Genomic DNA, 2,330 nt, shown 5'->3' on the forward strand with positions numbered 1-2,330 from the left:
CCGCAGTTGTCGATAGAACTGTTCCGCCGACGGTTTCATTTGACGTTACTCCCCCATCTACGTGGCCGCAGGAGGAGTCGGATCGAATTCGCCACACGTTCGATTTACTTCAATTGGCCCGACGCTACAGAGTACATGCGTCAACGTTGATCTCCGAATACTCGTATCACCTCACACGAGAATCACGAAAAGGCGGCACCAGTGCGGTAGTTGAGAGACTTCGCGAAGACTATGAGGACGTATCGAACGTGTCGCCCAACTCTTGGAAATCGGCAGCACTACGCGCTCTAGCGTTTGATGATTGGTATTGCGCCCATGGGTACAAACGTGAGTGACCTCGATGACTTCGCGTTTCTGGGCCCACCGATAGCCCGACGTACAGGTAGCCACCGAGTAGTGATCCGCCGGCGCAAACACGGTCGTCGTGGACCGGGTCGAACCGGTGTCGACGGCAAGTGAAAACTAATGGCGGTGTAAGCGGCCGTCCGACGCCTACGTGAAAACCGGAGTCGAACCCCTCAGGTCAGATCTGTGTGGTGGTCGCGTACGAGGCGGTGGTGGCATCGCGTCGGGAATCGTCGCGCGCGAGTCGGTGCGGCGCTGTCCCGGCGCGCCATCACCGTTCGTGACCGTCCGCCGGTTGACGATTGTGGCGTGAGCCAGCGGCAGGAATCTACCTCTGATCATCGACACGCGGCCTATGACCGCTCGGGCGAAGACCGAGATCCTGACGCTAGCTGGGGTCATGAACAGCTGATCGGGTGTCGGACCAGCAGAGTCCTTCCATTAGTGCGCCGCGTGTCCCCTGCGAGGTTCTCCTGGTAATCGGACGAAGGTGAGGGACGAATGGTGAAGATCTTCTGTGGGATCGACTGGGCCGAACATCACCACGATGTCGCATTGGTCGACGACCAGGGCATCGTGGTTGCCCGGCGTCGTATCGGCGATGACGCGGACGGGTTCCGAACGCTGCTCGAGTTGTTCGCTGAACACGGTGATCGGCCCGACAATCCGATTCCCGTGGCCATCGAGACCAGCCGCGGGTTACTGGTCGCCTGTCTGCGCGCCACCGGACGGGCGATCTATGCGATCAACCCACTTGCCGCTTCCCGGTATCGGGAGCGGCATTCGGTCGCGCGGGCGAAGTCCGATAATGCCGATGCGGTCATGCTCGCCAACATCGTGCGCACCGAGGCCGCCGCGCACCGCAGGCTACCGGCGGACACCGAGCTCGCGCAGGCGATCGCTGTGCTCGCCCGCGCCGGCCAGGACGCAGCGTGGAATCGGCAACAGATCGCCAACCAGCTGCGTTCTGTGTTACGCGAGTACTTCCCCGCGGCACTGGACGCGTTTCAGAAGGTCAAGTTCGGCCTGGCCAGCGTCGAGGCCCGCACCGTTCTCGCCGCGGCCCCGACACCGGCGCGAGCTCGCATGCTCACGAAGGGCCAGCTACGGAAGCTTCTGGTCAAGGCCGGTCGGCAGCGCGGCATTGACGAGTGGGTCGATCGTCTCCACCACCTCTTCCGGACGGAGCAGCTACGCCAATTGCCAGGTGTGGAAACGGCATTCGGTGAACAGGCACGTGGTTTGCTCCTGCAGCTCGATGCGGCCTGCCGGGCGGCTGACCATCTCGCGACCGAAACCCAGAGCGTCTTCGAGCAGCATCCCGACGCGCGATCCTGACCAGTTTTCCCGGGTTGGGCGCACTGTCCGGGGCCCGGATCCTCGGCGAGATCGGCGATGACCGTGCCCGCTTCACCGACGCCCGCAACCTGCGCGCCTCCGCCGGTTCCGCCCCGGTCACCCGGGCGTCCGGCAAGAGCCTGGTGGTCATGCAGCGAAAGGTGAAGAACCAGCGCCTGGCCGCCGCCGGCTACATATGGACCTTCGCCGCACTGACCGCCTCGCCCCACGCCAGAGCGCATTACGACCGCCGCCGCGACGCCGGAGACGGGCACGCCGCAGCCCTACGCAACCTGTTCAACAAGTTCCTCGGACAACTTCACCACTGCCTGGCCACCGGCCAACGCTACGATCCCAACCACGCATTCCCCATCATCGAGTCCACAGCGGCCGCAGCATAGTGAACTACGAACCACACACTGAGGCAGAAGATTTGCGGAATTGTAGTCATCGGGTGTCTGACCACGGTATGGCAGGCGGGTTCAAGTATTGGTCGCAACACTCCTGATAGAAGGGGGGTGAATCGTCCCGGGTTTGATGCGCACCTTCGTTCTTGGGAAGGTGATCCTTATGCCGAATGTCTATCCAGCCGAGGTGCCCTGCGTGTCAGGGTGAGTTGAGTTCACTGGTTCACAACAACCCCACCT

1 pseudogene is annotated in these 2,330 nt (G+C 62.5%); it reads left to right on the forward strand.

Annotated elements, in window-relative coordinates:
• The first annotated feature begins 846 nt into the window (after positions 1 to 846).
• Positions 847 to 2,084: pseudogene (locus tag WAW17_RS17265) on the forward strand (IS110 family transposase).
• The last annotated feature ends 246 nt before the right edge of the window (positions 2,085 to 2,330 follow it).

It is taken from the genome of Rhodococcus sp. (in: high G+C Gram-positive bacteria) (genome assembly GCF_049286785.1).
Taxonomy (GTDB): domain Bacteria; phylum Actinomycetota; class Actinomycetes; order Mycobacteriales; family Mycobacteriaceae; genus Rhodococcus_F.